Annotated in this window: 27 protein-coding genes; 11 read left to right on the plus strand and 16 right to left on the minus strand. The window is 70.2% G+C overall.

Annotation, left to right across the window (positions count from 1 at the left end):
- The first annotated feature begins 68 nt into the window (after window positions 1-68).
- Entirely contained in the window at window positions 69-3,347 is a 3,279-nt protein-coding gene (locus AC0IZJ_RS13435) for a hypothetical protein (RefSeq protein ID WP_471850475.1), read from the plus strand.
- Between the two features lie 33 nt (window positions 3,348-3,380).
- On the opposite strand, the gene AC0IZJ_RS13440 is transcribed toward AC0IZJ_RS13435, so the two are convergent.
- The 3 genes from AC0IZJ_RS13440 to AC0IZJ_RS13450 all read right to left on the minus strand — a co-directional run bounded on the left by AC0IZJ_RS13440 (window position 3,381) and on the right by AC0IZJ_RS13450 (window position 5,166).
- Entirely contained in the window at window positions 3,381-4,082 is a 702-nt protein-coding gene (locus AC0IZJ_RS13440) for an ATP-binding cassette domain-containing protein (RefSeq protein WP_471850477.1), read from the minus strand.
- A gap of 167 nt (window positions 4,083-4,249) precedes the next feature.
- Window positions 4,250-4,657, minus strand: coding sequence for a VOC family protein (locus AC0IZJ_RS13445; RefSeq protein ID WP_471850479.1), 408 nt, complete (start codon window positions 4,655-4,657; stop codon window positions 4,250-4,252).
- On the minus strand, window positions 4,654-5,166 hold the full coding sequence (locus AC0IZJ_RS13450) for a helix-turn-helix domain-containing protein (protein ID WP_471850481.1): 513 nt from the start codon (window positions 5,164-5,166) through the stop codon (window positions 4,654-4,656). The genes AC0IZJ_RS13445 and AC0IZJ_RS13450 overlap by 4 nt, the downstream gene beginning before the upstream one ends.
- 80 nt (window positions 5,167-5,246) lie before the next feature.
- Here AC0IZJ_RS13450 and AC0IZJ_RS13455 point away from each other — a divergent pair, with 80 nt between their 5' ends.
- Entirely contained in the window at window positions 5,247-6,038 is a 792-nt protein-coding gene (locus AC0IZJ_RS13455) for an SDR family NAD(P)-dependent oxidoreductase (protein ID WP_471850483.1), read from the plus strand.
- Between the two features lie 22 nt (window positions 6,039-6,060).
- On the opposite strand, the gene AC0IZJ_RS13460 is transcribed toward AC0IZJ_RS13455, so the two are convergent.
- The 6 genes from AC0IZJ_RS13460 to AC0IZJ_RS13485 form a co-directional block, all read right to left on the minus strand.
- On the minus strand, window positions 6,061-6,444 hold the full coding sequence (locus AC0IZJ_RS13460; protein ID WP_471850485.1) for a DUF427 domain-containing protein: 384 nt from the start codon (window positions 6,442-6,444) through the stop codon (window positions 6,061-6,063).
- Window positions 6,441-6,896 (minus strand): host attachment protein, encoded by a 456-nt coding sequence (locus tag AC0IZJ_RS13465; RefSeq protein ID WP_471850487.1) that lies wholly within the window; start codon window positions 6,894-6,896, stop codon window positions 6,441-6,443. Before AC0IZJ_RS13465 ends, AC0IZJ_RS13460 begins: the two co-directional genes overlap by 4 nt.
- A 212-nt stretch (window positions 6,897-7,108) precedes the next feature.
- Window positions 7,109-7,864 carry an amino acid ABC transporter ATP-binding protein gene (locus tag AC0IZJ_RS13470; protein WP_471850489.1) on the minus strand — a complete coding sequence of 252 codons (756 nt, stop codon included), beginning with the start codon at window positions 7,862-7,864 and terminating at the stop codon, window positions 7,109-7,111.
- A complete protein-coding gene (locus tag AC0IZJ_RS13475; protein WP_471850491.1) occupies window positions 7,854-8,501 on the minus strand; it encodes an amino acid ABC transporter permease in 648 nt (215 codons plus the stop codon). Before AC0IZJ_RS13475 ends, AC0IZJ_RS13470 begins: the two co-directional genes overlap by 11 nt.
- Window positions 8,498-9,166: an amino acid ABC transporter permease gene (locus tag AC0IZJ_RS13480; RefSeq protein ID WP_471850493.1), complete on the minus strand. Its 669-nt coding sequence runs from the start codon at window positions 9,164-9,166 to the stop codon at window positions 8,498-8,500. Before AC0IZJ_RS13480 ends, AC0IZJ_RS13475 begins: the two co-directional genes overlap by 4 nt.
- A 6-nt stretch (window positions 9,167-9,172) precedes the next feature.
- Window positions 9,173-9,970 (minus strand): transporter substrate-binding domain-containing protein, encoded by a 798-nt coding sequence (locus AC0IZJ_RS13485; RefSeq protein ID WP_471850495.1) that lies wholly within the window; start codon window positions 9,968-9,970, stop codon window positions 9,173-9,175.
- Window positions 9,971-10,132: 162 nt separating this feature from the next.
- On the opposite strand from AC0IZJ_RS13485, the gene AC0IZJ_RS13490 reads away from it, so the two are divergent.
- From AC0IZJ_RS13490 to AC0IZJ_RS13500, 3 genes are all read left to right on the plus strand, one after another.
- The gene (locus tag AC0IZJ_RS13490; RefSeq protein WP_471850497.1) at window positions 10,133-10,714 is read left to right on the plus strand and encodes an HD domain-containing protein; all 582 of its coding nucleotides are present in this window, start codon (window positions 10,133-10,135) and stop codon (window positions 10,712-10,714) included.
- A 61-nt stretch (window positions 10,715-10,775) separates the two neighbouring features.
- Window positions 10,776-11,249 carry an Rrf2 family transcriptional regulator gene (locus AC0IZJ_RS13495; protein ID WP_471850499.1) on the plus strand — a complete coding sequence of 158 codons (474 nt, stop codon included), beginning with the start codon at window positions 10,776-10,778 and terminating at the stop codon, window positions 11,247-11,249.
- Entirely contained in the window at window positions 11,239-12,132 is an 894-nt protein-coding gene (locus tag AC0IZJ_RS13500) for an NAD(P)/FAD-dependent oxidoreductase (protein ID WP_471850501.1), read from the plus strand. Before AC0IZJ_RS13495 ends, AC0IZJ_RS13500 begins: the two co-directional genes overlap by 11 nt.
- On the opposite strand, the gene AC0IZJ_RS13505 is transcribed toward AC0IZJ_RS13500, so the two are convergent.
- Both AC0IZJ_RS13505 and AC0IZJ_RS13510 read right to left on the minus strand, forming a co-directional pair.
- Window positions 12,129-12,608, minus strand: coding sequence for a VOC family protein (locus AC0IZJ_RS13505; protein ID WP_471850503.1), 480 nt, complete (start codon window positions 12,606-12,608; stop codon window positions 12,129-12,131). The genes AC0IZJ_RS13500 and AC0IZJ_RS13505 overlap by 4 nt on opposite strands.
- Window positions 12,609-12,657: 49 nt before the next feature.
- Window positions 12,658-13,278: a type 1 glutamine amidotransferase family protein gene (locus AC0IZJ_RS13510; protein ID WP_471850505.1), complete on the minus strand. Its 621-nt coding sequence runs from the start codon at window positions 13,276-13,278 to the stop codon at window positions 12,658-12,660.
- 147 nt (window positions 13,279-13,425) lie between these two features.
- Between AC0IZJ_RS13510 and AC0IZJ_RS13515 the strand changes: the two genes are divergently transcribed.
- The 5 genes from AC0IZJ_RS13515 to AC0IZJ_RS13535 all read left to right on the plus strand — a co-directional run bounded on the left by AC0IZJ_RS13515 (window position 13,426) and on the right by AC0IZJ_RS13535 (window position 18,025).
- Entirely contained in the window at window positions 13,426-14,103 is a 678-nt protein-coding gene (locus tag AC0IZJ_RS13515) for a response regulator (protein ID WP_471850507.1), read from the plus strand.
- Window positions 14,100-15,407, plus strand: a complete 1,308-nt coding sequence (locus tag AC0IZJ_RS13520) for an ATP-binding protein (RefSeq protein ID WP_471850509.1) — start codon at window positions 14,100-14,102, stop codon at window positions 15,405-15,407. Before AC0IZJ_RS13515 ends, AC0IZJ_RS13520 begins: the two co-directional genes overlap by 4 nt.
- Before the next feature lie 47 nt (window positions 15,408-15,454).
- On the plus strand, window positions 15,455-15,823 hold the full coding sequence (locus AC0IZJ_RS13525) for a TraR/DksA family transcriptional regulator (RefSeq protein ID WP_471850511.1): 369 nt from the start codon (window positions 15,455-15,457) through the stop codon (window positions 15,821-15,823).
- Window positions 15,824-15,929: 106 nt separating this feature from the next.
- A complete protein-coding gene (locus AC0IZJ_RS13530; RefSeq protein ID WP_471850513.1) occupies window positions 15,930-16,514 on the plus strand; it encodes a LysE family translocator in 585 nt (194 codons plus the stop codon).
- Entirely contained in the window at window positions 16,514-18,025 is a 1,512-nt protein-coding gene (locus AC0IZJ_RS13535; RefSeq protein WP_471850515.1) for an aminotransferase-like domain-containing protein, read from the plus strand. The genes AC0IZJ_RS13530 and AC0IZJ_RS13535 overlap by 1 nt, the downstream gene beginning before the upstream one ends.
- On the opposite strand, the gene AC0IZJ_RS13540 is transcribed toward AC0IZJ_RS13535, so the two are convergent.
- The 5 genes from AC0IZJ_RS13540 to AC0IZJ_RS13560 form a co-directional block, all read right to left on the minus strand.
- Window positions 17,973-18,359 carry a hypothetical protein gene (locus AC0IZJ_RS13540; RefSeq protein ID WP_471850517.1) on the minus strand — a complete coding sequence of 129 codons (387 nt, stop codon included), beginning with the start codon at window positions 18,357-18,359 and terminating at the stop codon, window positions 17,973-17,975. The genes AC0IZJ_RS13535 and AC0IZJ_RS13540 overlap by 53 nt on opposite strands.
- Window positions 18,360-18,470: 111 nt before the next feature.
- Window positions 18,471-18,980, minus strand: a complete 510-nt coding sequence (locus AC0IZJ_RS13545) for an MOSC domain-containing protein (protein ID WP_471850519.1) — start codon at window positions 18,978-18,980, stop codon at window positions 18,471-18,473.
- 116 nt (window positions 18,981-19,096) lie between these two features.
- Window positions 19,097-20,143: a lysylphosphatidylglycerol synthase domain-containing protein gene (locus AC0IZJ_RS13550; RefSeq protein WP_471850521.1), complete on the minus strand. Its 1,047-nt coding sequence runs from the start codon at window positions 20,141-20,143 to the stop codon at window positions 19,097-19,099.
- A complete protein-coding gene (gene clsB, locus AC0IZJ_RS13555; protein WP_471850523.1) occupies window positions 20,140-21,546 on the minus strand; it encodes a cardiolipin synthase ClsB in 1,407 nt (468 codons plus the stop codon). Before clsB ends, AC0IZJ_RS13550 begins: the two co-directional genes overlap by 4 nt.
- Window positions 21,543-22,307, minus strand: a complete 765-nt coding sequence (locus AC0IZJ_RS13560; RefSeq protein ID WP_471850613.1) for an endonuclease/exonuclease/phosphatase family protein — start codon at window positions 22,305-22,307, stop codon at window positions 21,543-21,545. Before AC0IZJ_RS13560 ends, clsB begins: the two co-directional genes overlap by 4 nt.
- Before the next feature lie 193 nt (window positions 22,308-22,500).
- Between AC0IZJ_RS13560 and AC0IZJ_RS13565 the strand changes: the two genes are divergently transcribed.
- On the plus strand, window positions 22,501-24,051 hold the full coding sequence (locus AC0IZJ_RS13565; protein ID WP_471850525.1) for a Do family serine endopeptidase: 1,551 nt from the start codon (window positions 22,501-22,503) through the stop codon (window positions 24,049-24,051).
- The last annotated feature ends 47 nt before the right edge of the window (window positions 24,052-24,098 follow it).

Below are 24,098 nucleotides of genomic sequence, written 5' to 3' on the forward strand. Positions count from 1 at the left end.
TCGGCCTCTCTGGCCGTCATCAAGGCAACCAAGCTCCGCCACAAGGAGCGTGCAAGGGAGGAATGGCGATGAATCCAGGGTTCAAGGCCCGGGCCGCAGCGTTCGCGGCCAGTCTGCTGATGACGGCCTGCGGTGGCGGCGGTTCGGACGGCGGCGCGGCAACACCCACGCCGCCACCTGTCACGCCGGCCACCAGCAGCGTAGGCCTGCTCGCCACCACGTCGTCGGACCCGGTGGCGGCAAACGGCGCCACGCAGATCACCGTCACCATCGGCAACACCGGCAACGCCACTGCGACGGGCGCGGTGTTCACGCCCAACCTGGCGACCGGGCTGACGCTGGCGAGCTTCACCTGCACCGGCGCAGGCGGCGGCGTCTGCCCCGCCACAACAACAGCGTCCAGCATCGCGCTGCCCGACCTGCCGGCCAACGCCAGCCTGACACTGGCGCTCAGCGTCAACGTGGCCGCCGGCGCCAGCGGCTCGCTGAGCAGCATGCCCGCCGTGGTGGCCAGCAACGATGCCGTGCTGACCGACAACACGGCCGCAGCCGTGGTCAAGGCCTACACGGCCGACGTCAGCATCAACGGCAGTGCCCCAGCCACACCGGTCGCGGCGGGCACAACGGCGTCCTACACGATGACCGTCAGCAACGCCGGGCCCGACGAGGCCCGCGACGTGCTGATCGCCAACACGCTCGGCAGTTTCCAGACGCTGGGCACGCTGGGCTGCAGCGCCAGTGGTGGCGCCACCTGCCCCACCGTCATGGGCGCGACGATGCGCGTGCCGCTGCTGCCCAAGAACGGCAGCCTGGTGTTCACGGTGCCAGCCACGGTGGCGGCCGGTGTCAGTGGCAGCATCGCCAACGTGATGCTGGTCACCTCCGCCGGCGACCCGGTGGCCACCAACAACGCCGCCGGCGTGCAACTGTCGGCCTATGTGCCGGCGCCCGCGGCCACCGCGCCGCCGGGCCAGAGCATCATCACTTTGCAAAGCGATGGCGGCGACTTCATCGGTGGCGGGCGCAGCTACAGCTACACCCGCAGCAACGCCAACCTGACGGTCAGCGCCAATGGCGGCCGGCTGACGGTGGCGGTGTCGGGCGACCAGAACTGGCAGGCCGATTTCCAGCAGCCCGACAGCACCGGCCAGATCCAGCCCGGCAGCTACGGCGGCCTGAAACGCTACCCCTTCCACAACTCGACCGCAGGCGGCCTGAACTGGGGCGGCGACGGGCGCGGCTGCAACGAGTTGACCGGCAGCTTCACCGTCACGAGCGCCACCTACGTGGCGGGCCAGCTGAGCGCTGTCGACCTGAGCTTCGAGCAGCATTGCGAAGGCGTCAGCGCGGCACTGCGCGGCCAGGTGCGCTGGTATGCCAACGACACCACGGCACTGCCGGCGCCGGTCAACCCGCCACCCGCCACGCTGTGGGCACCCGCCGCCGGCGCAACGCCGGCGACGGGCAATTACGTCTACCTGCAAAGCGACAGCGGCGATTACATCGGCGCCGGCCGCACCGCCACCTTCACGCAGGCAGATGCCGTCCTCAACGTCACCGCCATTGGTGGCCGCGCGACGGTCAGCCTTTCCGGCAACCAGTACTGGAGCGGTGACTTCCAGGCCATGCAAAGCGTCGCGACGCTGCAGCCGGGCTACTACGGCAACCTGCAGCGCTACCCCTTCCACAACCCGGTGCGCGGCGGCCTCAGCTGGAGCGGCGAGGGCCGCGGCTGCAACACGCTGACCGGCTGGTTCGTCGTCGACAAGGCGACCTATGTCGACGGCGCGCTGACGGCGCTGGACCTGCGCTTCGAGCAACACTGCGAGGGTGGCACCGCAGCGCAGCGCGGCAAGATCCACTGGGATGCCAGCGACCGCACGGCCCCGCCCGGTCCGGTCACACCGGTGCCTGCGGGCCTGTGGGCGCCGGCCGACGGCGCCACGCCGGCCAGCGGCAGCTATGTCTACCTGACCAGCGACTCGGGCGACTACATCGGTGCCGGCCGCAGCTACACCTACACCGGCGCCAACGCCGTGCTGGGCCTGAACCTCGACGGCCGCAGGCTGACCGCATCGGTGAACGGCAACCAATCCTGGAGCGGCAACTTCCAGGGCATGAACAGCGTCTCGGAGCTGAAGCCCGGCTACTACGCCAACCTGCAGCGCTACCCCTTCCACAACCCGACCGCGGGCGGGCTGAGCTGGAGCGGCGAAGGCCGCGGCTGCAACACGCTGACCGGCTGGTTCGCGGTCGACGGCGTCACCTACGTCAGCGGCCAGCTGGCCACGCTGGACCTGCGCTTCGAGCAGCATTGCGAGGGCGGCGGCCCGGCCCTGCGCGGCAAGATCCACTGGGATGCCAGCGACCGCACGGCGCCACCCGGGCCGGTCACGCCGGTGCCCGCAGGCCTGTGGGCGCCGGCCGCCGGCGCCACGCCGGCCAGCGGCAGCTATGTCTACCTGACCAGCGACTCGGGCGACTACATCGGCGCGGGCGGCACTTACACCTACACCGGCGTCAACGCCGTGCTGGGGCTGAACCTCAACGGCAACCGGGTCAGCGTGTCGGTGACCGGCAACAAGTCCTGGAGCGGCAATTTCCAGGGCATGAACAGCATCTCCGAGCTGAAGCCCGGCTACTACGCCAACCTGCAACGCTATCCCTTCCACAACCCGACCTCAGGCGCGCTGGACTGGAGCGGCGATGGCCGCGGCTGCAACAAGCTGACGGGCTGGTTCGCCGTCGACAGCATCACCTACGCCAACGGCCAGCTGGCCACGCTGGACCTGCGTTTCGAGCAGCACTGCGAGGGCGGCGGCCCGGCGCTGCGCGGCAAGATCCACTGGGATGCGAGCGACCGCACGGCCCCGCCCGGGCCGGTCAGCCCGCCACCGGTGGGCCTGTGGGCGCCGAGCGCCGCAGCCATGCCGGCCAGCGGCAGCTTCGTCTACCTGACCAGCGACCAGGGCGACTACATCGGCCAGGGCGGCAGCTACACCTACACGGGCAACACGGCGGTCCGCGTGACCAGCAACGGCCGCCGGCTCAGCGTGACGGTGAACGGCGTCCAATCCTGGAGCGGCGACTTCCAGGCCATGAACGGCATCGACCGCCTGCAGACCGGCTACTACGCCAATCTGCAGCGCTACCCGTTCAACAACCCGACGACGGGGGGCATGAGCTGGAGCGGCGAAGGACGCGGCTGCAACACGCTGTCGGGCTGGTTCGTCATCGACAGCATCACCTACGTGAACTTCGAGCTGGCCTCGGTGGACCTGCGCTTCGAGCAGCATTGCGAAGGCGGCACGGCGGCGCTCCGCGGCCGGGTTCGCTGGGCCCCCTGAGACCCCATCTGACGGGCGGCTACGGCGGCGACGTCATCTCGCCGCTCCTGCAGACCATGCACTTCGACACGACGCCTGCCACGCCGAAGAAGATTTGCTCGCTGGTCCGGGCTCGGTGACCTCAGCCGGCGCCGCCGCCAGCACCCGCCCGTCACGCAGGAAGACGACCCGATCCGCCACGCTGCGGGCGAAGGCCAGGTCGTTCGTGGCCAGCAGCACCGCCAGGCCGTCAAACGCCAGCGCACGCAGCGCCATGGCCACCTCGCCGGCCACTTCCACGTCGGCCGACGACGCGATGTCGTCGCACAGCAGCAGGGCCGGCTCGGTCGCCACCGCACGGGCCAGGGCCACGCGCTGTTGCTGGGCGGCGGACAACTGCGCGGGCATCGCGCCGAACTGCTCGGCCAGGCCGACGCGGGCCAGCACCTCGCGCGCCTGGCCTGCAGCGCAGGCGGCCAGCATCACGTTGGCGCCGACGCTCAGTTGCGGCGTCAGGTTGCGGCCCTGGAAGAGCCACGCAACCCGCCGATGCCCGCCCAGCGGAATGGGCCGACCGTGCAGCGTCAGCGAACCGGCCTGAAAACCGGCCAACCCGCTAACGCAGCGCAGCAGCGTGCTCTTGCCCGCGCCACTGCCACCTACGACGGCAACGACCTCGCCGGGCATCAGGTCCAGGTCGACGCCGCACAGCACCTCGCGGGCGCCATGGCGCTTGTGCAACGAGGTGATGCGCACGAGGGGAGCGACGGGAAAGCCATGGGATGAAACTGCTAGGCCCATGCCGAGCCCTGCCGCAGCTTTCGTGCCAGCGCGTCTCCCCTGAGCCACGTGGTCAACCTGGCGCGCAAAGCGGCCAGTGCTGGTTCACGTGGCACCAGCGCAGTGCCGCCCGCGGTGCGCCCTCAGCCGCGCGACTGGATCAGCTTCCAGCCGTTGCCGGCCGGGTCGCGAAAGCCCGCGTCCACCGAGCCATAGCGCTCGACCGGCTCCTGCGTGAACTCCACGCCCTTCGCCGCCCACCGAGCGTGCGTGGCGCGGCAGTCGCTCACCGCCAACACCAGCGGCGGCATGGCGCCCTTGGCGACCAGCGCACGCAGCTGCTGCGCCGTCGCGGCGTCCTGCATCGGCGCGCCGGGCACGAACAGGCCGAGCTGAAAGGACGGCTGCTCGGGGTGCTGCACGGTCAGCCAGCGGTAGTCGCCGTTGCGCACATCGGTGTGAACGCGAAAGCCGAGCTTGCCGACGTAGAACGCGAGCGCCTCGTCCTGGTTGTCGACGTAGACGCCCACCACTTCAATGCCTTGATTCATGGAACCTCCTTCGTTGCCTGCGTTGAGGTGCGTTTTGTACCGTCGGCCTCCTTGCGACGCTTCTCCGAAACTGCGGTGGTGAGGCCGGGCCGGTGCGCGGCCTGCACATGGCAGGCGGGCACGAGGGCCAGGCTGTGCTGCGTGGCGCGCCAGCGCTCGCGGTGGGCGCCGGGGCTTTCGCCGGTCACGTCGCGAAAGGTGCGGCCGAAGGTGCCCAGGCTGCCCCAGCCGGTCGTGAACGCAACCTCGGTGATGGGCAGGTCGGTGTCGCGCAGCAGGGCGGTGGCGCGCTCGATGCGGCGGGTGAGCAGGTAGCGGTGCGGCGGCAGACCGAAGGCGTCCTTGAACGAACGCGCGAAGTGGGCCTGCGACACGCCGCTGACGCTGGCCAGCCGCTCGACGGGCCAGGCCTCATCGGACGCGGCATCCATGCGGTCCTTGGCGCGCAGCAGGCGGCGCAGCAGGCGTGGGTCCTGGCTGGGAGGTGGAGCGGCGGGCGGCTGAGTCATGGCGGCCGGATTCTCCCTGCGCGTGCCGGGGCGTTCGGCATCGGCTACACCAACGGCTCTCTCGTCATGAAAGGCTCCCCATGGACCTGCAACTCAAAGGCCGCCTCGCGCTCGTGTCCGGCAGCACGGCCGGCATCGGCCATGCCATCGCCCAGTCTCTCGCCGCTGAAGGCGCGCGCGTCATCGTCAATGGCCGCACGCAGGCGGCGGTGGATGCCGCCGTGGCGTCCATCAACGCTGCCACGGGCGGGCAAGCCCTCGGCTTTGCCGGCGACCTGAGCCAGGCCGACGTGGCCGAGGCCCTGGTGCAGCAGCATCCGGGTATCGAGATCCTGGTCAACAACCTCGGCATCTTCGAGCCCAAGCCGTTCGAAGACATTCCCGACACCGACTGGCTGCGCTTTTTCGACGTCAACGTGCTGAGCGGCGTGCGCCTGGCGCGGCTGGTGCTGCCGGCGATGAAACGCGTCAACTGGGGCCGCATCATCTTCATCTCGAGCGAAAGCGCGGTGCAGATCCCTGCCGAGATGATTCACTACGGCATGACGAAGACGGCACAGCTCGCCGTGTCGCGCGGGCTGGCCGAATCGCTGGCCGGCACGGGCATCACGGTCAACAGCGTGCTGCCCGGCCCGACACGCTCGCGCGGCGTGAACGATTTCGTCGAGCAACTGGCCGGCGCCGAGGGCAAGAGCTTTGCCGAGTTCGAGACCGAGTTCTTCGAGAAGGTACGGCCCACCTCGCTGATCAAGCGCTTCGGCACGCCCGAGGAGGTGGCCTCGCTGGTGACCTACGTCGCCAGCCCGCTCGCGTCGGCCACCACCGGCGCGGCGCTGCGCGTGGATGGCGGCACGACGAAGAGCGCGTTCTGACGGCCTGTGGCCCGCAGCCCGATCAGGCCGCTTCGCTGAACGTGATGCCGGGGTGCTTCTCGTCGTAGAAGGCCAGGCGGCCAGCCAGCGCGGTGTGCTCGTCGTAGGGTGACTCGTAGGACCAGATGGCGTCCTTGAGCTGCCGGCCACCCTGCGTCACGCTGTAGTAGCTGGCATCACCCTTGAATGGGCAATGCGTCCGGGTGTCGCTGGGCGTCAGCTGGTCGACCTTGACCGCTTCGCGCGGGAAATACAGGCGCGGCGGCGCGCCGGTCTCATCGACGCGGATGACGTCGTCGGACTCGGCCACGACCTTCCCGTCGATGCTGGCGCGAACCTTGTGCGCCAGCCGCGTCTCCGCCACCGTGTGCTCGGGGTGGTCGCGGTGGCCGGGCGACTTGCTCATGACAGCCCTCGGGCCGCGCCCGGAATGCGCCGCGTCAGGTCGGCCAGGCTTTCCTGCACGACGTCCTTGTCCTGCTCGCTGGCGACGGTAGCCGCCACGTTCGCGCTGAAGGCCTTGCGCAGATAGCCCAGCATGCGCGGTGCGGCGATGACATGCAGCACGCCGTAACGGCCTTCCTGAAGCGCCTGTGCCAGCCGCTCGGCAATGCGTGCGGCAAAACGCTGGGCGTGCAGATGCCGCTCGGAATCACTGGCCGAGACGGTGGCCTGGCCCTGCAAGCCCGTGCCGCCTGCAGCGCGGCGACCGTGCGGGGCATCGTGGAAATCGGATTCGCGGGCATGCGCGTCGGGGTCGGTCAGCTCCTCGACGGGCACCAGGTCGCCGGCGTCTTCAGGAAGTTCAAGGATGCGCGCAATGGCCTCGTCGGCGGCCAGCAACCATACGGTCTTCATCGGCTACTCCGTTCATGGAAGGAGAGCCAACGGGGCAAGCGACGCGCCCGGGAGGCTGTAGGGCTTGGGCCCTGGCCCTTCGGGTTGGGCCTGCAAGGGCGCCGATCCTGCGTTGCAAATGCTCGCGGTACGCCCGGTACCGCTCCGCTTTGCGCCTTGTCTCAGCACCCTTGCAGGCCCAACGCGCACCCGGCCCCAAGCCCGACAGCCTCCTAATCGTGCAACGACGACAGGAACTGTTTCAACTCCGGCGTGCGCGGCGCGCTGAACAGCTCGGCCGGCGGGCCGATCTCGTGCACGCGGCCCTGGTGCATGAAGATGACGCGGTCGGCCACCTTGCGGGCGAAGCTCATCTCGTGCGTGACCATCAGCAGCGTCATGCCCTCCTCGGCCAGCGTCTCGACGACGCGCAGCACCTCGCCCACCAGCTCGGGGTCCAGCGCCGACGTGATCTCGTCGCACAGCAGCACGGCCGGCTCCATCGCCAGCGCGCGGGCGATGGCCACGCGCTGCTGCTGGCCGCCGGAGAGCTGGTCGGGCATGGCGTTGAACTTCTCGGCCAGGCCCACGCGGGCCAGCAGCTTGGCGGCCTGCTGAGCGGCGTCGTTGTGGGCACGTTTCTTCACCAGCGTCGGCGCCAGCATCACGTTGCGGCCGACGCTGAGGTGAGGGAACAGGTTGAAGCCCTGGAAGATCATGCCGACCTGCTGGCGCAGCTCGCGCATGGCCATGGCGCTGTCGTACAGCAGCGGCTTGCCGTTGACGGTCAGCGCGCCGTCCTGGAACTGCTCCAGCCCGTTCACGCAGCGCAGCAGCGTGCTCTTGCCCGAGCCGCTCTTGCCGATGATGGCGATGACCTCGCCGCGCTTCACGTCCAGATCGATGCCCTTGAGCACCTCGTTAGCTCCGTAGGACTTGCGCAGCGCGGTGATACGCACGATGGGGTCGGCGTGGACTTCAGCGAGCATGGATTCGGCGCTCCAGGTGTTGAGCAAAGAGGCTGACGGGGAAGCACAACGCGAAGTACAGCAGCGCCACGCAGCCGAAGACGAGGAAGGGCTTGAAGCTGGCGTTGGCGATCATGCTGCCGGCCTTGGTCAGCTCGATGAAGCCGATGACCGACGCGAGCGCGGTGCCCTTGATGACCTGCACGAGAAAGCCCACCGTGGGCGCGATGGCCAGGCGCCCGGCCTGCGGCAGCACGACGTGTCGCAACTGCTCGCCGAAGCTCAGCGCCAGGCTGCGCGCGGCCTCCCACTGGCCGCGCGGCACGGCCTCCACGCAGCCGCGCCAGATCTCGACGAGATAGGCGCTGGTGTAGAGCGTCAGCGCCAGCGCCGCCGCAGTCCAGGCCGACACCTCCAGCCCCAGCAGCGCCAGGCCGAAGTAGGCCAGGAAGAGCTGCATCAGCAGCGGCGTGCCCTGGAAGAGCTGCACGTACAGCGAGATCAGCCGCCGCGTGCGCGACCCGAGCCCGAGGCGCAGCGTCAGCAGCAGGCCGCCCACCAGGCCGCCGCCAACGAAGGCAATGGCCGATAACGCCACAGTCCAGCGCAGCGCCAGCAGCAGGTTGCGGACGATGTCCCAGAGGGTGAACTCGATCATGACGCCCGCCTACCGAAGATGAAGCGCGGCCCGGCCCACATCAGCAGGTGGCGGGCGGCAATGGACAGCGCCAGGTAGCACAGCGTCGCGATGATGAAAGCCTCGAAGGCGCGGAAGTTGCGGCTCTGGATGAGGTTGGCGGCGTAGCTCAGCTCCTCGGTGGAGATCTGTCCGCAGACCGCCGAGCCGAGCATGACGATGATGATCTGGCTCGTCAGCGCCGGCCACACGCGCTGGAATGCCGGTGGCAGCACGACGCGCATGAACACCTGCACGGGGCTGAGCGCCAGGCTCTGCGCCGCCTCCCACTGGCCGCGCGGCGTGGCCTGGATGCCGGAGCGCAGGATCTCGGTGCCGTAGGCGCCCAGGTTGAGCGTCATCGCGATCAGCGACGCCGCCTCGGGCGACAGCTTCACGCCCGCCGCCGGCAGGCCGAAGAAGATGAAGAACAGCTGCACGATGAAGGGCGTGTTGCGCAGCAGCTCCACATAGGCGCCCAGCACCCGCCGCAGCCACACCGGGCCGCTGGCGCGCGACCAGGCGCCCAGCGTGGCGATGACGAGGCCGAGCGGCGTGGCGATGAGCGTGAGGCCGAGCGTCCACGCCAGGCCCTTGAGCAGCAGCGGCCATTCGGCCAGCACGGCGGCGAAGTCAAAGCTGATCATGTCAGCTCAAAGAGGAAGTTCGCCGGTGCTGCGGCCCAGCCACTTTTTCGACAGCGCCTCCAGCTCGCCCGCCGCCTTGGCCGCCGCGATGATGGCGTTGACCTTGGCCAGCAGCGCGTCCTCGCCCTTGGCCACGCCGACGTAGCAAGGGCTGTCCTTCAACAGCAGCTTGTATTCGGTGTTCAGCCCCGGGTTGCGCTGCATCAGGTTGCCGGCCACCGCCGCGCTGGTGGCCAGCAGCTGGGTCTGCCCGGCGGCGAAGGCCGCGATCGTGGCGTTGTTGTCCTCGAAGCGCTTGTATTCCAGCGTGGCCGGCGCGACCTTGGCCAGCTCCTGGTCTTCCATCGCGCCGCGCGTGACGGCCACGCTCTTGCCGCCCAGGTCGGCCCAGGTCTTGATGGGCAACGCCTTGGCCGCGAACACGGCCTGGAAGAAGGGCGCATAGGCCGCGCTGAAATTGATGACCTTCTCGCGGTCGGGGTTCTTGCCGAGCGTGGAGATGACGAGGTCGGCCTTCCTGGTCTGCAGGTAGGCGATGCGGTTGGCGCTCGTCACCGGCACCAGTTCGGCCTTCACGCCCAGCTTCGTGGCGATCAGCTGCGCCACGGCCACGTCCAGGCCCTGCGGCGCCATGTCGGGGCCGACGAAGCCGTAGGGCGGGTAGTCCGTCGGCACGGCGATCTTGATCGTCTTGCTTTTGGTGATGGTGTCGAGCGCGGTCTGGGCCTGGGCGGCAACGGGCAGCAGGGTCAGCAGCGCCAGGCCGGCGGCCAGCAGCAGGCGGCGGGGGGAAGTCGGGGTCATGGCAGGTCTCCTGTGGGCAGCGGTATCCCGCATCGCCGTCCGCAGCTTCCGTGCCAGCGCTGTCACCCGTGGCGCCCACCACGCGGCACCAGCACGGTGCCCGACGTGACAGCCACGCACCGCCACGCAGCACAGAATGACTTCACTTTTATCGGAGCCGCCATGAACGACCGCGCCAGCTTCACCCGCATGGACGCCAGCACCCGCGAGGACTGGCAGCTGATCGTGCCCGAGGCCATGAAGATGGCGCGCAGCCTGCCCGACCGCGTGCTCGATCACCTGCGCCTGCTGGACGGCGACTTCGGCGGCTTCCCCGTCGACCGCCTCACGCACTGCCTGCAGACCGCCACGCTCGCCCACCGCGACGGCCGCGACGAGGAGTACGTCTGCTGCGCGCTGCTGCACGACATCGGCGACACCCTGGGCAGCTTCAACCACCCGGACATCGCCGCCGCCATCCTCAAGCCCTTCGTGACCGAGGCCAACCTGTGGATGGTGCAGCAGCACGGCATCTTCCAGGGCTACAACTTCTTCCACCACATCGGCCTGGACCGCGACATGCGCGAGCAGTTCCGCAGCCACCCGCACTTTGCGCACACGGCCGAGTTCGTCGAGCGCTACGACAACCCGGCCTTCGACCCCAGTGCCGAGGCGCCGCCGCTGAGCTTCTTCGAGCCCATGCTGCGCCGGCTGATGGCCCAGCCGCGGCAATCCGTCTACAAGGCGGCGATGGCCAAGGCCTGAGACAGCACCCAAAGAGCCCCCATCGGCCGCAAGGCCTTGATCATGCAACCAATAATGTTGCATGAAATCAAGCAGCCAGCTGTCCGACGTCCTGCACGTCCTCCTGCACATGGCCGAGGGCGAGGGCCCCGCCACCTCCGAGGCGCTCGCCGCGGCGATGCACACCAACCCGGTCGTGCTGCGCCGCCTGATGACCGGGCTTCGGGAGGCCGGCTTCGTCGCGTCATCCAAGGGCCACGGCGGCGGCTGGGTGCTGAGCTGCCCGCTCGACCGCATCACGCTGCGCGACGTGCACGAGGCGCTCGGCGCGCCGGCCTTCGTGTCGCTCGGCTTCCGTGAGGACCGGCCGGAGTGCCTGGTCGCCCAGGCCGTCAACGAGTCGCTGGGCGCCGCCGTGCGGGACGCCGAGGCGCTGCTGCTGAAGCGGCTCGGCGCGGTGACGCTGGCCGGTCTGTCGCAGGACTTCCACCAGCGGCTGGCCGAGCACCGCAAGACAGCGCCGCATCGACTCGAGGAGCATCTCCATGCAGATTGATTTCGCCGTCATCGGCGGCAGCTTCGCCGGCCTCTCTGCGGCGCTGCAACTGGCGCGGGCGCGCCGCAACGTGCTCGTCGTCGACGCAGGGCAGCGCCGCAACCGCTTCGTCGACGAGGCCGGCCTGACCTCGCACGGCTTCATGAGCCAGGACGGCCGCGCGCCTGCGGCAATAGCCGCCCAGGGCCGGGAACAGTTGCTGCGCTATCCGAGCGTGCAGTGGCTGGACGGCGTTGCCGAAGACGCCCGCATGGCCGCTGACGGGCGGCTCGAGTTCCGCGCCGGCGACACAACCGTGAGCGCCGGCCGCCTCATCCTCGCCACCGGCGTGCGCGACCTGCTGCCACCGGTGCCAGGCCTTGCCGAGCGCTGGGGCCGCAGCGTCTTCCACTGCCCCTACTGCCACGGCTACGAGCTGGACGCCGGCGAGATCGGCGTCATCGCCGCCACGCCGATGGCGCAGCACCATGCCCTCATGCTGCCCGACTGGGGCCGCACGACGCTGTTCCTGAACGGCGTCTACACGCCCAATGACGAGGAGCGCGCCGATCTCGCCCGTCGCGGCACGCGCGTCGAGGCCACACCCGTCGAGCGCATCGACGGCGAGGCCGACGTGGTGCTGGCCGACGGCCGCGTGCTGCGCATGAACGGCCTCTTCACGCAGCCGCGCACCGTCATGGCCAGCCCGGTGGCCGAGCAGCTCGGCTGTGTGATGACGGACGGGCCGATGGGCCCGTTCATCCAGGTCGGCCCGACGCAGGAAACCAGCGTGACCCACGTCTTCGCCTGCGGCGACGCGGCGCGTGCGGCGGGCAGCGTGGCGCTGTCGGTGGGCGACGGCGTCATGGCGGGCTTCGGCGCCCACCGGTCGACGATGTTCTAGCCCCTGCGTGCCGCCTCGATGGCGGCGACGTCGATCTTCTGCATCGTCATCATGGCCTCGAACACGCGCTTGGCCGCCACGCGGTCGGGGCCCTTGAAGGCGTCGTTGAGGACGCGCGGCGAGATCTGCCACGACAGGCCCCAGCGGTCCTTGCACCAGCCGCACTGGCTCTCCTGCCCACCGTTGCCGACGATCGCGTTCCACAGGCGGTCGGTCTCGGCCTGGTCCTCGGTCTCGATCTGGAACGAGAAGGCCTCGCTGTGCTTGAACAGCGGCCCGCCGTTCAGGCCGACGCAGGGGATGCCGTAGACGGTGAACTCCACCGTCAGCACATCGCCCTCCTTGCCGTCGGGAAAGTCGCCCGGCGCGCGGGTGATGTCGCCGACCTGGCTATCGGGAAAGGTCTCGGCGTAGAAGTTGGCCGCAGCTTCGGCGTCGCCGTCGTACCAGAGGCAGATGGTGTTCTTCGCGGTCATGAAGGCTCCTTCAAGCTGAATGGCGACGTGGGCTGGCTGCAATGGACGCTCAGGCGCTCGCCCGCATGAACGCCTCGAAATACTTCGCGTCACCGGTCTTGTACAGGCCATACCAGGCGGCCAGCACGTCTTCGGCATAGACGTCGAGCGCGGTGAATACCTCGCGGGCGAACTCCAGCGGGCGCATGGCCGGCGCGGTGATGAGATTTCCCGACCTCACCACCGGTTTCTCGCGGTAGCAGGCTTCGCCCGCATAGCCGGTGGCGACGAGGTAGCCCCTGGAGTTGCTGGTGTGCGGCACGTCGTCCAGCAGGCCGGCGCGCGCCAGGCCGGCCGTGGCGCCGCAGATGGCGGCTACCGGCGTGCCTGCGCTCAGGAATTCGCCCGCCAGCTCGGCGGCCTTCCTGTTCTTCTTCCTGTCCCAGGCCGCGCCGCCGGGCAGCACCAGCATCGCGCTCTTGGCCGGCTCTAGGTCGTCCAGCGTCAGGTCGGGCAGCACGCGCAGGCCGCCCGCCGTCTTGACCGGCTCCTCGGACTCGCCCACGGTCATGACCCTGAAGCTGCCGGGATCCTTCTGCCCTACCGGGCTGTTGATGCCGGCAGCGAGGTAACCGTATTCCCAGTCCGACATCGTGTCGAAAACGAAGAGGTGAACCGTCTGCTTCTTCATGGGGACGCATTCTGTGGACCTCTCCTGCCGGTGGCATGGGCTTTTCAGCAACGAGGCGTTTCCCAGATGACGCACCGCGCCGGCGTGCCCTGCTTCGATCCAGTCGCCACAATCCGCTGTCGCGTCCACATCCGCCCCACCCCCTTCATGCGCCTGCTGCTTGTAGAAGACGACCCCATGATCGGCGAGAGCCTGCGGGAGGCGCTGCGCCGCCAGGGCTTTGCGGCCGACTGGGTGCGCGACGGGCAGGCCGCCGACGCGGTGCTGGCCAGCAGCGAACGCTTCGACGCCGTGCTGCTGGACCTGGGTCTGCCCAAGCGCGACGGCGTGGCCGTGCTGCGGGCGATGCGCGCACGCGGCGACGCCACACCCGTCATCGTGCTGACGGCGCGCGATGCGCTCAGCGACAAGGTCACGGGCCTGGATGCGGGCGCGGACGACTATCTCGTCAAGCCCTTCGAGCTGGACGAGTTGCTGGCCCGGCTGCGCGCCCTCGCCCGCCGCAAGAGCGGTCGCGCCGACACGGCCCTCACCGTGGCCGACCTGCGCCTGGACCCGGCCACGCGCGAGGTCACGCGCAGCGGGCGCCCCGTGCTGCTGTCGGCCCGTGAGTTCGCGCTGCTGCAGGCGCTGCTGGAGCGACCCGGCGCCATCGTCTCGCGCGCCCAGCTGGAGGACCGCCTCTACGGCTGGGGCGAGGAGCTGGAGAGCAACGCCATCAGCGTCTACATGCACCAGCTGCGCAAGAAGCTGGGCGCCGACCTGCTGCACACCGTGCGCGGCCTCGGTTACTACGCCGGCCCCGAGAAAGGCGGCGCCGCGTGAAGTGGCTCTCCACCTTGCGTGGCCGCCTCTTCGCGCTGCTCGCCGTGCTCGGCGCCGTGACGGCGCTGGCCGTGGCCGGCGCGACGTATGTGAGCGTGCGCGCCGAGGCCGACCAGCTGTTCGACTACCAGCTCCGGCAGACCGCGCTGTCGCTGCGCGACCAGGGCCGCGTCGAAAGCGACGAGGCGGCCGCGCTGGCCGACCCGAGCTTCGACTACGTCGTGCAGATCTGGTCGCTGCAGGGGCTGGAGCTGTATTCCAGCCGGCCGCAGGGCATGACCGAGCCGCTGCCGGCACGCGCGGTGCTGGGCTACTCCCACCTGCGTCTGGGCGGGCAGGACTGGCGCGTCTTCAGCGCCGCCACGCCGCTGCGCGTGGTGCAGGTGGCGCAGCCGCTGGCCGTGCGGCAGAAGCTTGCCGCGCTGGCCGCCCTGCGCAGCGTGGTGCCGGTCGCCGTTGCGCTGCCGCTGGTGGCTTGGGCGGTGTGGTGGCTGATCGGCATCTCGCTGGCGCCGCTGGCGCGCGTCACCCGGGCCGCGCAAGCCGGCGGCGCGAATGCCTTGCAGGCGCTGCCCACCGCCGGCCTGCCCGGGGAGGTGGCGCCGCTGGTGGACGCCTTCAACGGCCTGCTGGGCCGGTTGGCCGAAGCCTTCGACGCGCAACGCAGTTTTGTTGCCGACGCCGCCCACGAGTTGCGCACGCCGCTGACGGCGCTCAAGCTGCAGCTCGGCCTGCTGCGCGACTCGGCGCCTGGCGAGCAGCAGGACGAATCCATCGCGCGGCTGCGCGGCGGCATCGACCGCGCCGTGCACCTCGTCGAGCAGCTGCTCGCGCTGGCCCGCGCCGAGCCGGGCGCGCAGGCCGCCATGCAGCCGCTGGACCTCGCCGACCTGGCCCGCCAGGCGGTGGCTGACGTGCAGCCGCTGGCCGACAAGGCCGGCGTGACGCTCACGCTCACGGCCCCCAACCCCCTGCCCCTCACCGGCGACCCACAGGCCCTGCGGGGCGCGTTGCGCAACCTCATCGACAACGCGGTGAAGTACGGCGCACGAACGGTGCAGGTGAGCGCATTGCATGGCCCGCGCGGCGCGCCGCTGCTGCGCGTGGACGACGACGGCCCCGGCATCCCGGCCGACCAGCGCGAGCGCGTCTTCGACCGCTTCCAGCGCGGCGAGGGTGTGGAAGCGGCCGGCAGCGGCCTGGGGCTGGCCATCGTGCGCGCGGCGGCTAGACAGCAGGGGGCCAGCGTGGCGCTGCTGGATTCACCGCTGGGCGGGCTGCGCGCGGAGATCGCCTGGCCCTGAACCGGCACGCCGCTTGCCACCCTGTAGGCCCCTACGAGGAGACCGACATGGCACTGCAAGACCGCACCGATCTGGACACGCTGCGCGAGCGGCTTGAAGCACGTGCAGCAGAGCTGCGCGAAGAAGTCGCCGCCCTGCGCAGCGAGGAAGCCAGCGACATGACGCGCACGCCCGGCGGGCCGGTCGAGGACGACGGCGAACGCGGTGAGGAGGAGACGCGGCACACGGTGCGCCACGCCGAACAAGGCCGCGACACCCAGGAGCTGAACGACATCGGCGCCGCGCTCGACCGCATGGACGACGGCCACTACGGCGAATGCATCGACTGCGGCTGCGACATTCCGCTGGCACGTCTACAGGCCCAGCCCGCCGCCGCGCGCTGCACGGCCTGCCAGGAGCGCGCCGAGCGGGGCTGACCGGCGCGTCGCCTCGCCTGTATGGGCCGTGACACTGATACAGCGCCCCGCTCACGCCGACCTGCTGTAGCTTCACGCCCGCCCGCTCAGCCGCTGCAATGGCGGCATGACTGAGCTGCTGCCCCTGATGACCTACTGCCTGCTGATGAGCGGCACTCCCGGCCCCAACAACATGCTGATGGTGGCCAGCGGCGCCCACCACGGCTATCGGCGCACGCTGCCGGCCGTGGTGGGTATCAACACCGGCGTCGCGCTGCTGACCTTAGCGGCCTGCCTGGGCCTGGGCGCCCTGTTCACCGCCTGGCCGCCGCTGCACGCCGCGCTCAAGCTGGCGGGCACGCTCTACATGCTGGTGCTGGCCTGGCGCCTGGCGGGCAGCCAGACGGTCCACGCCCGTGCGCCGGAACAACTGCGGTTCACGCAGACCGTGCTTTTTCAACTGGTGAACCCCAAGAGCTGGGTCAAGGCCGTGACGCTCGCGTCGGTCTTCATGCCGGCGGGCTACGACCCGATCTCCGGCGCCGTGCTCGTCAGCGTCATCGGCGCGGTCATCGGCTTTCCCTGCACGTCGACATGGGCACTGTTCGGCGCCTGGATAGGCCGCTTCCTGTCCAGCCCCGCGAGGCTGCGCGTGTTCAATGCCATCATGGCCGCCTCCCTGGCCGTGCTGGCGCTGATGCTCCTTCGTTGATGTTTTCCCTCGACCGCCATTCGCCCACCCCGCTGGCCGACCAGATCGAGCAGCGCCTGCACGCGCTGATGGTCAGCGCCCAGTTGCCGCCCGGCGCGCGGCTGACCTCCATACGCCAGCTCGCTGCGCAGTTAGGCGTCAGTCCGAACACCGTCGTCACCGCCTACGACCGCCTCGTGGCCGCCGGCTTGATCGACTCGCGCGGCACGGCCGGCTTCTTCGTCGCCGAGGGCCCTGCCAACGCGATGCCCGACGCGGTACGCGTGGAAGCCGGCGAGGAGCAGGAGGCCGTCTGGCTGGCCCAGCAGGCCAACGATCAGAAGGCCGGCGTGCTGCTGGCCAGCAGCGGCGCATTACCCGCCACCTGGCTGGAAGACGCCATCCCCGCCGCCGCCGTGCAGCGCGGCCTGGCGCGCGCCACTGCGGGCATGGCTTCGCGCTGCCCGCCGCAGGGCCTCCCCGAGTTGCGCGAACGCATCGCCACGCTGCTGCGAGGCCAAGGCATGGCCGTCGACGCCGGCCGCGTGCTGACCACCTATGGCGGCACCCAGGCCATCGACCTGATCTGCCGCGCCTTCCTGCGCCCGGGCGACTCGGTGGCGGTGGAGACGCCCGGCTACTTCCTGCTCTTCGACCGCCTGCGCCAGGCCGGCGCCAACATCGTGCCCGTGCCGCGCCGGCACGACGGCATCGACCTGGAGGCGCTGGACGCCGCCTGCACCCAGCACCGGCCGCGCCTGCTCTTCATCCAGAGCGTGCTGCACAACCCGACCGGCTGGGGCAGCACTGCCGCCAACCTGCATCGCGTGCTGGTGCTGGCGCAGCGGCACGGCATGCTCATCGCCGAGGACGATGTGCAGGGTCACTTCCACCCTGGCACACCCAACACGCCCACAAGGCTGGCGCAGCTGTCCGGGCTGGACGGCGTCATCTACTACTCCAGCTTTGCCAAGGCCATGAGCCCCGCGCTGCGCCTGGGCTACATGGCCGCCGAGCCGGCGCTCGTGAAGGCGCTGCTGCGCGAGAAGATCCTGTCGGTGCTGACGACGGCGGCGCTCAACGAGTTCGTGCTGCTGGAGGTGCTGGCCGCCGGCCGCTGGCGCAAGCACCTGGAGCGCCTGCAGCAGCGCCTGGGCACGGCGCGCGTCAGCGCCGCGCGCCAGCTGCGTGAGGCCGGCATGCTGCTGGAGCACGCCGGCGAAGGCGGGCTCTTCTTGTGGGGCGCGCTGCCGGCGGGCGTGGACGTGGACGGCGTCGTCAAGGAAGCCTTCCGCAGCAACATCCTGCTCGTGCGCGGCGCCACCTTTTCGGCCGATGGCGCGGCCGACCCGCACATCCGCTTCAACGTCGCCTTCAGCCAGCAGCCAAGGCTGGCGGACTTCCTGAAAGAGCAGCTCAGCGCCGCGACCAGCGCGCGCATGGCGGTGGAGCGGGCACGCAATCCGGTGGGTGGCGCCGTCAGCGGGCCGTCGCCGGATGCCGTCGGCGCTGCCAGTCCTCGACGGCGCTGACAACGCTCTCCCAGGCTCGCCGGTCATAGGTGACGGCGGCGAAGAGGTTGTCCTTGCTCGGCTGCTGCCGCACGGCGGTGCTTGCAAGCTGTTCCAGCGGCCCACGCGCCGCCGTCGCGCAGCCGGCCAGGTCGGTGAACGTGGAGCCGACGCGGTGGAACAGCACGCCGCGATGCAGTTCCGTGGCCTTCAGCGACGGCGCCTCCACCGCCCGCAGGAAAACACGCGCCCGGCCTTCGCCAAGCAACTCGACGCACAGTTCGCGGCGCCATCCGGTCAGGGTCTGCTCCGCCGTCAGGGTCGTCGCGGCTTCATCAACAATTTCCAGGGTCATCGCGCGAGTCTGCACTACGCGCCGTGACGATCCGCCGGCGGGTTGTATCGCGATGCGTCGGAAAGCTGCGGCGTTTTCCCGCAGCGGCAAAAGTTGCGCTCTGTTTCGCCGTCAGGATTTCGGCAGCGGCGGGGCGACGCTGACGGCGTCACCCACGCGGATGGCCCCGCCTTCGAGGATGCGCGCCGTCATGCCGCCGTGGCCGCGCATAGCCGCATAACCGCCCGGTCCGATGACTTCTTCCATGCGCGAACAGGGCGCGCAGGGCCCGACGATCTGGATCAGCGCCTCGCCCACGCGCAGCGTCGCATTCTTCAGTGACAACAGGTTGATGCCCGAGACGACGAGGTTGCGCCGAAGGTCGACCGGGTCGAGCGGCCCGCTGCGCGCGAACGCGGCGATGAGGGGCAGGTGCTCCTGCTGGATCAACGTGACCTGGCGGGTCGACAGCTCGGCCTCGCCACGCTGGCCCAGGCGGTCGTCGGTCAGGCCGATGTGGGCCAGGGCGGTGGTCTGCTCGACGCAGCGCGCCGCGTCGCGCGGATTGCCCCGCACGACGATGGCCTCGACGCGGCCCTGGATGTGCGCGGGCGGGATCATGAGGTCGCGGATGGTTTTCATGCCGGGACCATATCCCGGTTGTTGGCGACGGGGCGAATGGAGCTGCGGCTTGCCGCCCTTGGCTTTGCATGCCGGCGCCCGGTGGACGGGTCGGAGAGGCGTTGCACGGGGTGTGCTCAGAAGGAGGATGCCTTCGGGTCGGCAAGCGCCGTTTCCTGTCGCTGCTCCGCCTTCGCGCGCGACTCGAGCAGGAAGAACATCACGCCGGCGACCGCCAGCGGCAGCAGGTAGTAGAGCGCGCGGTACGCGATCAGCGCCCCGAGCAGCGGGCCTTGCGCCACCTGCGAGCCGAGCAGCGCGAGGAACACCGCCTCGAGCACACCCAGCCCGGCGGGGATGTGCGTGATCACGCCGGCCACCGCGGCCATCAGCAGCGCGCCCAGCACCAGCGGGTAGTCGATGCGCATGCCGAGCAGCAAGTACAGCACGCCCCCGATGGTCATCCAGTTCAGCACCGACAGCCCCATCTGCAGCAGCGCGAGGCGGCCCGGCGGCAGCGTGATGGTGTGGCCGCGCACCGTCCACTCGCGCCGGCGCGACGCGGCGCACAGCAGCAGGTAGGCGGCCGCCGCGGCGAGCAGCGCGAGGCCCAGGCCCTGCAGCGCGGCGCGGCCGATATCCCAGCCTTCGGGCGGGGTCACGGCCTGCGCGGCGAACACGGCGCCGGCCAGCACCAGGTAGCCGAGCCAGTTCGTCGTCAGGCTGAAGCCCAGCACCTGGGTGATGGTCGGGTTGTCCAGGCCGAATCGCGAATAGAGGCGGTAGCGGAAGGCGAAACCGCCGACCAGCGAGCCCAGGTTGAGGTTGAAGGCGTAGCTCACGAAGGTGATCGCCATGACGCGGCGCGCGGGAACAGCGTGGCCGGTCCAGTGGCGGCCGAGCAGGTCGTAGGTGCTGTAGATCAGGTGGCTCGCCGCCGCTGCGCCACCGGCGGCAAGCAGCGTGGTCACGGGGTAGTCCGCGATGACCTGGAACACCTCGCCCCAGTTGATCGTGCGGGCCTGCGAGACCAGCAGCACCGTGACCGCGCCGAAGAACAGCACGGTGAGCACGCGCAGCCACAGGGGCCGCTTCTTCTTTGCGTTCGGCGGCGGCGACGCCTCGGCGCGGTCGTCGGGCTGGTCGTCGGCGCGGTCGTCGGACTTGAGGCGGGCGGTCGTCATGACAGCGAGTAGTCGGGGGCCCGTTCGGTGACGCGGTCGGCGCCGCGCCACTCCCACGGTTCGGGCGGCGAGATGTCTTGCCCGGACACCGCGAGCACGGTGGTGGGCAGCGTGCCGTCCGGTGCGACGAAGGCATGCGCCGGCGCCAGCCGCGGCTGGTGCGCCGGCAACCAGCCGGCCCAGGCGGGGAAGTGGCGCACGACGTGGAACACGAGGTAGCTGAGGGCCAGCCGCCAGTAGGAGCGGGACATGTCGCGCTTCGGGTCGATCTCCTTGCAGGCGCGGTCCATCAAGTGGCGCAGCTTGCCCGCGAGCTCGACAGCGAACTCCGGGTCGTGGATGGCGATGTTCGCCTCGAGGTTCAGCGCCAGGCTGAGCGGGTCGAGGTTGCTCGAACCCACCGTCGCCCATTCGTCGTCGGCCACCGCCACCTTGCCGTGCAGCGGCCGCTCGCAGTACTCGAAGATGCGCACGCCGGCGCGCAGCAGGTGGTCGTAGAGCATGCGCGCGGCCACCTTGACGATCGGCATGTCGGGCTGGCCTTGCAGGATCAGCGACACCTGCACGCCCCGGCGCGCCGCGCGCCGGATTTCCTTGAGCAGCCGGTAGCCGGGGAAGAAATAGGCGTTCGCGATGATCACTTCCTTGCGCGCAGCGCGCAGCGCGATGCGGTAATGCCGCTCGATGGCGTCGCGGTGATCCTGGTTGTCGCGCGTGATGAACATCGCCTGCGCGTTGCCCGCCCGCGGCGGGATAGCCTCGGGCGGCGGCGCCTCGCGGCGGCGCCACCAGCGGCGCGTGCCGATGGCCGGCACGATCGCCTCGCGGGCGAAGCGGTGGATGTCGGCGACGACCGGCCCCTGCACCTCGACCGCGTAGTCCTGCTTGGCCTCGGGGCCGAAGTCGAGCAGGTGGTCGGCCGAGTAGTTGATGCCGCCGACGAAGGCCTTGACGCCGTCGATCACGACGATCTTGCGGTGCATGCGACGAAAGAGGTTCGTACGCCACCGGCCGAACAGCGGCGGGCGCGGGTCGAACACGTGCAAGCGCACGCCCAAAGCGGTGAGCGACTCGACGAAGTCCTTGGTCAAGTCGGGCGAACCGTAACCGTCGACGGTCACGTCGATCTGCACGCCGCGCCTCGCGGCGGCCATCAGCGAGGCGTGCAGCGCGAGGCCGACCTTGTCGCGAAACAGGATGAAGGTCTCGAGGATGACCTCGTGCTGCGCGTTCTCGATGGCGTCGAAGACGGCGGGGAAGAACTCCTCGCCGTTCTCGAGCAGGCGGAACTTGTTGCCGTCCTTCCAGCGGGCTCCACCCGTGCGCCGGGCCGCCCCAAGCCGGGCGGAATCCCCCCTTGGGATAGCCGGCGGTACTCCGGCGTTGAGGGTTTCTGGTTTCATATGACGATCTCGGCGGCGAGGGGAGCGTGGTCGGAGAGGTGCGACCAAGGGTGGTTCGGGAGCACGATGGGACGGTGCACGCCGGCATTGCGCACATAGATGCGGTCGAGCTGCAGGAAGGGCCAGCGCGCCGGGAAGGTCCGCGCGGGTCGGCCGTTCGCCTGCACGAACACCTCGCGCAGGCCCGCGCAGGACTCGATCTTTTTGTGGCCCTTGAGGCGCCAGTCGTTGAAGTCGCCGGCGATCACGAGCGGCGCCTCCGGCGGCAGCTCCTCGTGAATCATCCGGCACAGCAGCTCGATCTGCTGCTGGCGGTGAGCCTCGTGCAGGCCCAGGTGCACGCAGATCACGTGCAGCTCGACGTCGCGGCCGGGCACCTGGCACACGCAGTGCAGCAGGCCGCGCTGCTCGTGCGCGCCGATCGACACGTCGCGGTTCTCGTAGCGCACGATCGGGAACTTCGACAGCACGGCGTTGCCGTGGTGGCCGTCCGGATACACCGCGTTGCGCCCGTACGCGAAGCTGGTCCACATCGTGTCGGCCAGAAACTCGTAGTGCGAGCCGGCGGGCCAGTTGGGGATGCGGGCGGCGTGCAATTCGTGGCTGCCCAGCACCTCCTGCAGGAACACGATGTCGGCCGACACCGACTGCACGGCATCGCGCAGCTCGTGCAGGATGAATCGACGGTTGAACCAGTTGAAGCCCTTGTGGGTGTTCACCGTCAGGATGCGGAACGACAGGGTGGTGGGGTTCTTGGTCATGGGGTCGGCCACGGATGCAGCGGGGCAGGTCCGCTCCAGGGGCAAGCGTTGTTCCCGGGCGGTGCAAGACGCGGCAGCCACCGCCTCCGACCCTAACCTCCGCCTCACTTTCCCCTCACCAAGCCCTCACCCGCCCTCCCTAGAGTCCACGGCATCGGCTGCGCCGCAGCCCGCCCCCTAGAGGAGAGTTCCCATGACCCAGACCGCCAAGATGACGCTGACTGCCACGGCCGCTGCGCTGCTGGCTGCCGGCGTGACGCTGACCACCACGGCTTCGGGCTGGACCTTGCCCGCGCTGTTCAAGGACAAGACACCCGCCTCGGCCTCCGCCTCGGTCGCTGCGCCCGCAGCGGGCGACGCCACGCCGGGCAGCGCCGCACCCGCCGCCGTGGCGCTTGCCGCTGCCGCCACACCGGCACCGGCCACCGCGCTGCCACCCGCCCAGACCCCCAACTACCGCGCCATCGTGCAGACCCAGGGCCCCGCAGTCGTCGGCATCACCGTGGCCGGCCTGCACAAGGTGGACGCCCCGTCGGTCGCCGATGGCCGGGGCATGGAAGACGACCCCTTCTTCCGTTTCTTCCGCGGCGTGCCGGGCATGCGCATGCCGCAACAAGGGGCGCAACCGTTCCGCGGCCAGGGCTCGGGCTTCATCATCAGCAGCGACGGCCTCGTGCTGACCAACGCCCACGTCGTGCGCGACGCCAAGCAGGTCACCGTCAAGCTCAGCGACCGGCGCGAGTTCGCGGCCCAGGTGCTGGGCAGTGACCCGGCCACCGACATCGCCGTGCTCAAGCTGGACGCCAAGAACCTGCCCACCGTGCAGCTGGGCGATGCGAAGCAAGTGCAGGTGGGCGACTACGTGCTGGCCATCGGCGCGCCCTATGGCTTCGAGCAGACGGCCACGCAGGGCATCGTCAGCGCCAAGGGCCGCTCACTGCCGGGCGACAGCGTGGTGCCCTTCATCCAGACCGACGCGGCCGTGAACCCGGGCAACTCGGGCGGCCCGCTGTTCGACGCCTCGGGCCGCGTGGTGGGCGTCAACGCCCAGATCTATTCGCAGAGCGGCGGCTTTCAGGGCCTGGCCTTCTCCATCCCCGTGGACGTGGCGCTGAAGGTGAAGGACCAGATCGTCGCCCACGGCAAGGTGGAGCATGCGCGGCTGGGCGTGACGCTGCAGGACCTGTCGGCGCCGCTGGCCGCGTCCTTCGGGCTGGACGCGCCGGACGGCGCCCTGGTGTCGAGCGTGCAGCCGGGCAGCGCGGCCGCCAAGGCGGGGCTGAAGGCGGGCGACGTGATCACGGCCATCGACGGCGAGCCGGTGCGCGTGGCGGGCGACGTGTCCAGCCGCGTGGGCCTGGCACGACCGGGCGACAAGCTGAAGCTTGACCTGTGGCGCGACAAGAGCCGCGTCAACGAGACGGTGGCGCTGGGCCGTGCCGACAAGGACGAGCAGCAGGCCAGCGCGGCGCCCGAGGGCGGCTCGCTGGGCCTGGCGCTGCGGCCGCTGGAGCGCCAGGAATTGCGCGGCTCGGGGCTGGACCATGGCCTGCTCATCGAGCGCGTGACCGGCCCGGCGCAGCTGGCCGGCGTGCAGCCCGGCGACGTGTTGCTGGCGCTGAACGGCAAGCCGGTGCAGGACATCGAGCAGGTGCGCGCGGCGCTGAAGAGCGCGCCGAAGCAGGTGGCCCTGCTGGTGGCGCGGGACGGGCAGCAGATCTTCGTGCCGGTGCGGCTGGGCTGACCTCGACGGCCGCCAACTCACCCCAGTGGCGGGCCGTTCGCGGCCCG

This window comes from Roseateles sp. AC306, from assembly GCF_979253795.1.

Coding starts and splice junctions, on each gene's coding strand:
- AC0IZJ_RS13435 (WP_471850475.1), top strand. CDS start 69: ATGAATCCAGGGTTCAAGGCCCGGGCCGCAGCGTTCGCGGCCAGTCTG.
- AC0IZJ_RS13445 (WP_471850479.1), bottom strand. CDS start 4,657: ATGAATCAAGGCATTGAAGTGGTGGGCGTCTACGTCGACAACCAGGAC.
- AC0IZJ_RS13450 (WP_471850481.1), bottom strand. CDS start 5,166: ATGACTCAGCCGCCCGCCGCTCCACCTCCCAGCCAGGACCCACGCCTG.
- AC0IZJ_RS13455 (WP_471850483.1), top strand. CDS start 5,247: ATGGACCTGCAACTCAAAGGCCGCCTCGCGCTCGTGTCCGGCAGCACG.
- AC0IZJ_RS13460 (WP_471850485.1), bottom strand. CDS start 6,444: ATGAGCAAGTCGCCCGGCCACCGCGACCACCCCGAGCACACGGTGGCG.
- AC0IZJ_RS13465 (WP_471850487.1), bottom strand. CDS start 6,896: ATGAAGACCGTATGGTTGCTGGCCGCCGACGAGGCCATTGCGCGCATC.
- AC0IZJ_RS13470 (WP_471850489.1), bottom strand. CDS start 7,864: ATGCTCGCTGAAGTCCACGCCGACCCCATCGTGCGTATCACCGCGCTG.
- AC0IZJ_RS13475 (WP_471850491.1), bottom strand. CDS start 8,501: ATGATCGAGTTCACCCTCTGGGACATCGTCCGCAACCTGCTGCTGGCG.
- AC0IZJ_RS13480 (WP_471850493.1), bottom strand. CDS start 9,166: ATGATCAGCTTTGACTTCGCCGCCGTGCTGGCCGAATGGCCGCTGCTG.
- AC0IZJ_RS13485 (WP_471850495.1), bottom strand. CDS start 9,970: ATGACCCCGACTTCCCCCCGCCGCCTGCTGCTGGCCGCCGGCCTGGCG.
- AC0IZJ_RS13490 (WP_471850497.1), top strand. CDS start 10,133: ATGAACGACCGCGCCAGCTTCACCCGCATGGACGCCAGCACCCGCGAG.
- AC0IZJ_RS13495 (WP_471850499.1), top strand. CDS start 10,776: ATGAAATCAAGCAGCCAGCTGTCCGACGTCCTGCACGTCCTCCTGCAC.
- AC0IZJ_RS13500 (WP_471850501.1), top strand. CDS start 11,239: ATGCAGATTGATTTCGCCGTCATCGGCGGCAGCTTCGCCGGCCTCTCT.
- AC0IZJ_RS13505 (WP_471850503.1), bottom strand. CDS start 12,608: ATGACCGCGAAGAACACCATCTGCCTCTGGTACGACGGCGACGCCGAA.
- AC0IZJ_RS13510 (WP_471850505.1), bottom strand. CDS start 13,278: ATGAAGAAGCAGACGGTTCACCTCTTCGTTTTCGACACGATGTCGGAC.
- AC0IZJ_RS13515 (WP_471850507.1), top strand. CDS start 13,426: ATGCGCCTGCTGCTTGTAGAAGACGACCCCATGATCGGCGAGAGCCTG.
- AC0IZJ_RS13525 (WP_471850511.1), top strand. CDS start 15,455: ATGGCACTGCAAGACCGCACCGATCTGGACACGCTGCGCGAGCGGCTT.
- AC0IZJ_RS13530 (WP_471850513.1), top strand. CDS start 15,930: ATGACTGAGCTGCTGCCCCTGATGACCTACTGCCTGCTGATGAGCGGC.
- AC0IZJ_RS13535 (WP_471850515.1), top strand. CDS start 16,514: ATGTTTTCCCTCGACCGCCATTCGCCCACCCCGCTGGCCGACCAGATC.
- AC0IZJ_RS13540 (WP_471850517.1), bottom strand. CDS start 18,359: ATGACCCTGGAAATTGTTGATGAAGCCGCGACGACCCTGACGGCGGAG.
- AC0IZJ_RS13545 (WP_471850519.1), bottom strand. CDS start 18,980: ATGAAAACCATCCGCGACCTCATGATCCCGCCCGCGCACATCCAGGGC.
- AC0IZJ_RS13550 (WP_471850521.1), bottom strand. CDS start 20,143: ATGACGACCGCCCGCCTCAAGTCCGACGACCGCGCCGACGACCAGCCC.
- clsB (WP_471850523.1), bottom strand. CDS start 21,546: ATGAAACCAGAAACCCTCAACGCCGGAGTACCGCCGGCTATCCCAAGG.
- AC0IZJ_RS13560 (WP_471850613.1), bottom strand. CDS start 22,307: ATGACCAAGAACCCCACCACCCTGTCGTTCCGCATCCTGACGGTGAAC.
- AC0IZJ_RS13565 (WP_471850525.1), top strand. CDS start 22,501: ATGACCCAGACCGCCAAGATGACGCTGACTGCCACGGCCGCTGCGCTG.